The organism is Actinomadura sp. HBU206391 (assembly GCF_014323665.1).
Classification (GTDB): Bacteria; Actinomycetota; Actinomycetes; order Streptosporangiales; family Streptosporangiaceae; genus Actinomadura_C.
This window is the reverse complement of the sequence record NZ_JABVEB010000279.1, coordinates 1-6735: the sequence shown is the minus strand read 5'-3', so window position 1 is coordinate 6735 and position 6735 is coordinate 1. Positions and strand designations below refer to the sequence as shown.

3 protein-coding genes are annotated in these 6735 nt (G+C 64.3%); 2 read left to right on the top strand and 1 reads right to left on the bottom strand.

Annotation, left to right across the window (positions count from 1 at the left end):
• Positions 1–16: 16 nt before the first annotated feature.
• Positions 17–871, bottom strand: coding sequence for a hypothetical protein (locus HKK72_RS34080; protein ID WP_187238537.1), 855 nt, complete (start codon positions 869–871; stop codon positions 17–19).
• Positions 872–2997: 2126 nt separating this feature from the next.
• Between HKK72_RS34080 and HKK72_RS34075 the strand changes: the two genes are divergently transcribed.
• On the top strand, positions 2998–5121 hold the full coding sequence (locus HKK72_RS34075; protein ID WP_222721486.1) for an RICIN domain-containing protein: 2124 nt from the start codon (positions 2998–3000) through the stop codon (positions 5119–5121).
• Positions 5122–5191: 70 nt separating this feature from the next.
• Positions 5192–6634 carry an endo-1,4-beta-xylanase gene (locus HKK72_RS34070; RefSeq protein WP_187238536.1) on the top strand — a complete coding sequence of 481 codons (1443 nt, stop codon included), beginning with the start codon at positions 5192–5194 and terminating at the stop codon, positions 6632–6634.
• The last annotated feature ends 101 nt before the right edge of the window (positions 6635–6735 follow it).

Here is a 6735-nt window from a genome sequence, read left to right as displayed (position 1 = left end):
TAGGTGGGGTCACGTTTCAACATTGGCCACTTCCCAACCCGTGCGTCAGGTCCTTCGTGGGCAGCGGATCGAGATAGAGCTCGCTGCGCGCAGGGGCGACGTGGGGGACTATGTAGTCGAGGCCGCGGGCGATGTGACCACGAGCGCGCCCGGGAAGGACGATTCGGTCGGGTTGGTCGCGGTTTGCGTCGTCACAGTGGCTGGTTCCACCAATTATTTTTCCGGCCGCATTCCGAAACAGGGAGGTGGCCCACGCACGGCGGGAGGTGGCGTAGGCCGACTCCATCATGAACGACACGGTTAGCCCTGGATTTTGGGGGGTCTTGATCTCGCTGGCGGTGATCCTTGCGAACTCGTCGTAGCGACTGTTCGGCGGGAACCACGTGGACCGTCCGATTTGTACCTGGAGGTCGGCCGGGGCGCGCAGCCGTTTACCGGGATGGCGCCCGGGTGCTTCCAGGGGTTGCGTATGCCCCATGCCGAAGCGTTCGCCGGGACGGAGTACGACGATGGTCTCCGCCTTCGACCGTTTGCGGTAGTCGGTTTCGGATAGCACGACACCCGCCGCGTCGACCAGGTCGACGTCGACCACTGTGAATGCCGCCACCCATCTGCTGGTGTTCTCGATGAGGATGCCCCACGAGACGACGTCCCAGTCGCGCCTGGCCGCCTTGACCTCCGGCGTGAACTCAGCACCGTTGGCAGGTCCCGGAAATACCGAGAGGCCCCTGTCGACAAGGCGCAGCTGACCACCAGCCGGCGGCTTGATGGCAGTGACGCCGGATGAAGGACGCTCACCCTCCTTCCCACCGGTGCATGCAGTAACAGCCAACAATCCGATGGTCAGGCTGGCTGCAAGGATTCGTCGCATGTCATCGGCTCCAGGAGGCATGCACCCCAGCCGGTGCCCGGGGGAACGCATGTCAGGCTCTAATCGCGAGGAGCTGACCTTGAGTCCTTCGACTTCGCCGAGCCATCCTCCGCGTTCGGCTTCGGTGATGCCGACGAGCAGATTATCGCGGATCTCGGCGATGCGGGAGTATTGCTCTGGCGATGGCCAGTGCAGGGGGCAGCGTAGACAACTGTGCTCGTGGATGCATGGGTGTCGAATGCGCGTCCGCAGGTCCCGGTCGCGACTTTCTCAGCTCGAAGTGCCCGAGGAATTCTTGCCACTCCTGCTCGGTCGGAGTTCGGTACTCTTCGCTGGGGCGCAGGGCTCGGCGGCGGGCGAGGAACGCCAGGGTGGGCTTGGATAGCTTCGGGGTAGGTGGCCTTGTGGCCGAGTGTGACGTTGATATCCCGATGCCCGGCTATGACCTGGGCGATATGTGGTGGCAGCCCATTGAGGATGGCATCGGTGATGAACATTCTTCTTCTGCCCGCACTCAGCGTGTGCGGTCGTGTTCGTGTAGCGGTTGAGCTGGCGAGCGCTCGGAGGCCGAGCTCGACAAACGCGGCGCCGATCTGCTCTTCCAGGTTCTGACCGATAGGGAGGAGACCGCAAGTGTCGCCATCGCCTCCAACGACAGTTTGGAGGCTGAACCAAGACCTTCACCGACCCCCGGCTCTGCGCCGCCATCGTCGACCGTCTCACCTTTAATTCCACCATCATGCGTCAAGGCCGTGCCCATTGCGTGCCCGATCGGACGGGTGATCATGGTGCCCCACGGCGACTCACAGAGAACGCGATCACGACCGTTACCAGCACCGGAGCAGGCCACAAAATCGCGGCCCGAAATCTTCCAAACTGGCTATCTTATCCGTCACTCCGGTAGACGACTCGACCGTCCAAGCCCCGTCAACAAGCACCAGCCACGGTCCGCCCGGCTTGACAGCCAGGATCCTGCGCATCGCAGCACTCGTCATGTCCACAAGAGTGGCACGCCGGCCAAGAGAAAGATCCGGAATATGCACGGAATGATCACGGCTGGCGCCCTCTCAACCGCGAGGGCCAGTAGCAGGTCAGGCGGGATCATCAGCGCGCTCAAAAGATCGTCGATCTTCTAATCCGACGGTCGGGGGTTCGAATCCCTCCGGGCACGCACCGTCTGACCTGGGCATTCTCGAAAATTACGAGGGTGTTCCGTCGTCGTTTTAGGGTGGTTTGCGGCACATGGTCGCTCGTTGGTTGCTCGCCTGTCGTGATCTTGTCGCAGCGCGCTGGTCGGATCTCATATTGCGGTGATCGGAGGCGACTCTCGGCAGAGGCCACCGCCCAGAGCGCCGTGTGCCGCCTTGCGAGTTCATCCGCCACGTCGAAGAGGTCACCGGCAACGTCGCCCTCTCCTGCCGCTACTTTGGGATCAGCCGGCAGGCGTACTACATCTGGTACCGCCGCTACCAGGCCGAGGGCCGAGGGGATGCGCACCCGCTCCAAGCGGCCCAAGAACAGCCCGAACGCCCACACACGTCGAGGTCGCCGGGAAGATCATCCATCTGCGGCAGCACTACCACTTCGACCCGGAGAAGATCACCACCCCGGATCGACACGGACCTCCAGGTCACAGCCCAAATTCGGATCTTGAAGCCCTAACAGGCTCAGGGGATTCAGCACGATACCCACAAGGGTCGCCGCGACCCGCTGCGCGAGGCGTCAAGGCACGGGTCGCGATTTGCGAGCTCGAGGACGGCGGACATGGACCACAAAGGCATCGCAGCCGAGCCGGAAGCTCGCCCTTCTGCAGGAGTGTTGAGCCGGCCCTCAGCACCAGGCCGACGAGCTTCATAGGATTAGCCCGAATCTCCTGGGGCCAAGCGGACCTCTATGAAATTTTCACTTCTTCGAGTATTGCGACGCGATCTCCGTTTGGAGAAACGTCCAGGTCGGGCAATGCGCCGGTAGCAACACTCAGGTCAGCCACATTCGCGACTTGTTGACGCCTGATCCGACAGTCAGGTGTACTCCGCCACGTACCCACGAAAGCAGGTGATGAAGATCTTGCATCCGGAATGTGAACGCTAACATCTTCGTTTCCCTGCTCGGCCAAGGAGCGTTGGATGCGCTTTCATCCGGGTCCCGTAGGCAACGAGGCACTCATTATGCTTCCCCGGGGTGCTGGTGTACGCCCTGCCAGGGGAGATCGCCTGCGCACGCTGCTGGCCGTCCTCACCTCTGCCCTGCTTACCGGCACGCTGCTCGCGCTCGCTCCTCCCTCGGCGATCACGGCGACGGTGGACACCAACGCCTGGTACGTGCTGGTCAACCGCAACAGCGGCAAGGCCCTCGACGTCTACAACCTCTCCACCGCCGACGGCGGCCGGATCACCCAGTGGACCCGCAACAACCAGAACCAACAGCAGTGGCAGTTCGTCGACAGCGGCAGCGGCCACTACCGGATCAAATCCCGCCACTCGGGCAAGGTCCTGGACGTCAGCAACTTCTCCACCGCCGACGGCGGCCCCATCGTCCAATGGGCCGACAACAACAGCACCAACCAGCAATGGCGGCTGGCCGACTCCCCCGACGGCCACATCCGCCTCATCAACCGCAACAGCAACAAGGCACTCGAAGTCCAGGGCGCCTCCACCACCGACGGCGCCAACATCGTCCAGTACACCGACTGGAACGGCAACAACCAGCAATGGCAACTCGTCCAAGTCGGCAGCGGCAACCCCAACCCGGGCGGCGGCGACTACATCAACCCGGTGGTCTGGCAGGACTTCGCCGACGGGGACATCATCCGGGTCGGCGACGCCTACTACTACTCGGCCTCGACCATGCACTACTCCCCGGGCGCCCCGATCCTGCGCTCTTACAACCTGGTCGACTGGGAGTACGCCGGCCACTCCGTCCCGCGGCTCGACTTCGGCTCCAACGCCTACGACCTCAACGGGGGCCGGGCGTACGTGAAGGGCATCTGGGCCTCGACCCTCAACTACCGGTCCAGCAGCAGCACCTACTACTGGATCGGGTGCATCGAATTCAACCGCACCTACGTCTACACGGCGTCGGCGGTCGACGGCACATGGACCAAGCGGTCACAGATCAACAACTGCTACTACGACGCGGGCCTGCTGATCGACGACAACGACACGATGTACGTCGCCTACGGCAACGGCACGATCAGCGTCGCCCAGCTCTCCGTCGACGGTCTCAGCCAGGTGCGCGCCCAGCAGGTGTTCCAGACCCCGTCGAGCGTCGGCACCCTTGAGGGCTCCCGCTTCTACAAGCGGGGCGGCTACTACTACATCTGGCTCACCCGCCCGGCGAACGGCCAGTACGTGCTGCGTTCGACCAGCCCGTGGGGTCCGTACGAGATGCGCCAGGTGCTGCTGAACATGCCGGGACCTATCTCCGAGGGCGGGGTACCCCACCAGGGCGGGCTGGTGCAGACGCAGAACGGCGACTGGTACTACATGTCGTTCGTCGACGCCTACCCCGGCGGCAGGGTCCCGGCCCTCGCGCCGATCAGCTGGACGAACGACTGGCCCACCATCCAGACGGTCAACGGCGGCTGGGGGGTGCAGTACCCGAAGCCGAACATCCCGACCACCAGGACCGTGGCACCGATGATCGGCCCGGACAGCTTCGCCTCGGGCACACTCGGCCACCGCTGGGAGTGGAACCACAACCCCGACAACTCACGCTGGTCGACAGGCAACGGCCTGCGGCTGCAGACCGCGACCGTCACCAACGACCTGTACAACGCCCGCAACACACTGACGCACCGCATCCAGGGCCCGACGTCGACGGCGACGATCGAGCTCGACTCCTCACAGATGGCCGACGGCGACCACGCCGGACTGGCCATGCTCCGTGACCAGTCGGCGTGGGTCGGCCTCAAGAAGGACAACGGCACGACCCGGGTCGTGATGACCGCTGGGCTGACCATGAACAGCAGCTGGCAGACCACGGGCACCGGCACCGAGGCGGCGAGCGCGAACGTATCGGGTAGCCGGATCTGGTTGCGGGTGAACGCCGACATCCGGCCCGGCTCGGGCCGGCAGGCCCGGTTCTCCTACAGCACCGACGGCGTGAACTTCACCAGCCTGGGGCCGCCCTTCACATTGAACAACGCCTGGCAGTTCTTCATGGGCTACCGCTTCGGGATCTTCAACTACGCCACCCGGTCCCTCGGCGGCGCGGTGACCGTGCGCCGTTTCGATCTCACCACCCCATAACAAACCGAAAGGCATCCTCGTGAAATCCGCCCCAAGTCACTCCGCCGCTCCACCCCGACGGGGACGGCCGGTGAAACTGCTGTCCCTATTGACCGCCGCGGTGCTCAGCGCCAGTGCGTCGGTGACGCTGGCCGCTCCGGCGAGCGCGGCCACCACGCTCGGCGCCTCGGCGGCCGAGAGAGGCGGGCGCTATTTCGGCGCCGCGGTCGCTGCGGGGAGGCTCAGCGACTCAACGTACGTGAACATCCTGAACCGGGAGTTCAACTCGGTCACCGCCGAGAACGAGATGAAGTGGGACGCCACCGAGCCGCAGCGTGGCACTTTCACCTACACCAATGCCAACCGGATCGTGAACCACGCGCTCGGCCAAGGCATGCGAATCCGCGGCCACGCCCTGCTCTGGCACTCCCAGATGCCAGGCTGGGCCCAGGGCCTGTCGGGTTCGACGTTGCGCAGCGCCATGAACAACCACGTCACCCAGGTCGCCACCTACTTCCGAGGCAAGATCGACTCGTGGGACGTCGTCAACGAGGCATTCGCCGACGGCGGCAGCGGCGGGCGCCGTGACTCGATCCTCCAACGCACCGGAAACGACTGGATCGAGGCTGCCTTCCGGGCGGCAAGCTCCGCCGACCCGGGCGCCAAGCTCTGTTACAACGACTACAACACTGACGGAATCAACGCCAAGAGCACCGGCGTCTACAACATGGTCCGGGACTTCAAGTCGCGGGGCGTGCCGATCCATTGCGTCGGCTTTCAGTCTCACCTGGGCAATTCGGTGCCGAGCGACTATCAGGCCAACCTCCAAAGATTCGCCGACCTCGGCGTCGACGTACAGATCACCGAACTGGACATCGCCGGCTCCAACCAGGCCGCCAACTACGCCACGGTGACCCGCGCCTGCCTCGCGGTCTCCCGATGCAACGGCATCACGGTCTGGGGCATCCGCGACAGCGACTCCTGGCGAGTGGGCGAGAACCCCCTGTTGTTCGACGCCTCCGGTAACAAGAAGGCTGCCTACACCTCGGTCCTGAACGCGCTCAACGCCGGTAGTTCCGATCCCCCGCCATCGACCGGCCCGATCGACACCAACGCCTGGTACGTGCTGGTCAACCGCAACAGCGGCAAGGCTCTCGACGTCTACAACCTCTCCACCGCCGACGGCGGCCGGATCACCCAGTGGACCCGCAATACCCAAAACCAACAGCAGTGGCAGTTCGTCAGCTCCGAAAGCGGCTGGTATCGGGTGAAGTCGCGGCTGTCCGGCAAGGTGCTGGACGTCAGCAACTTCTCCACCGCCGACGGCGGCCCCATCGTCCAGTGGACCGACAACAACAGCACCAATCAGCAATGGCGGGTGGCCGACTCAGGAGGCTACATCCGCCTGATCAACCGCAACAGCAACAAGGCGCTGGAGGTCCAGGGCGCCTCCACCGCCGACGGCGCCAACATCGTCCAGTACGCGGACTGGAACGGCAGTAACCAGCAATGGCAGTTCATCCGCGTCGGGTGACGCAGGAACGGAGCACAGAGTGAGGTTCAAGCTCTTGGCGGTCGTGGCGGCGATGGCCACCGCGGCAGCCGGTCTCTTCGTGGCGTCTCCCTCGGCGATCG

Bases quoted from the DNA above. Each gene is read 5' to 3' on its own strand.
- HKK72_RS34080 (WP_187238537.1), bottom strand. From the start codon at position 871: ATGCGACGAATCCTTGCAGCCAGCCTGACCATCGGATTGTTGGCTGTT.
- HKK72_RS34075 (WP_222721486.1), top strand. From the start codon at position 2,998: ATGCGCTTTCATCCGGGTCCCGTAGGCAACGAGGCACTCATTATGCTT.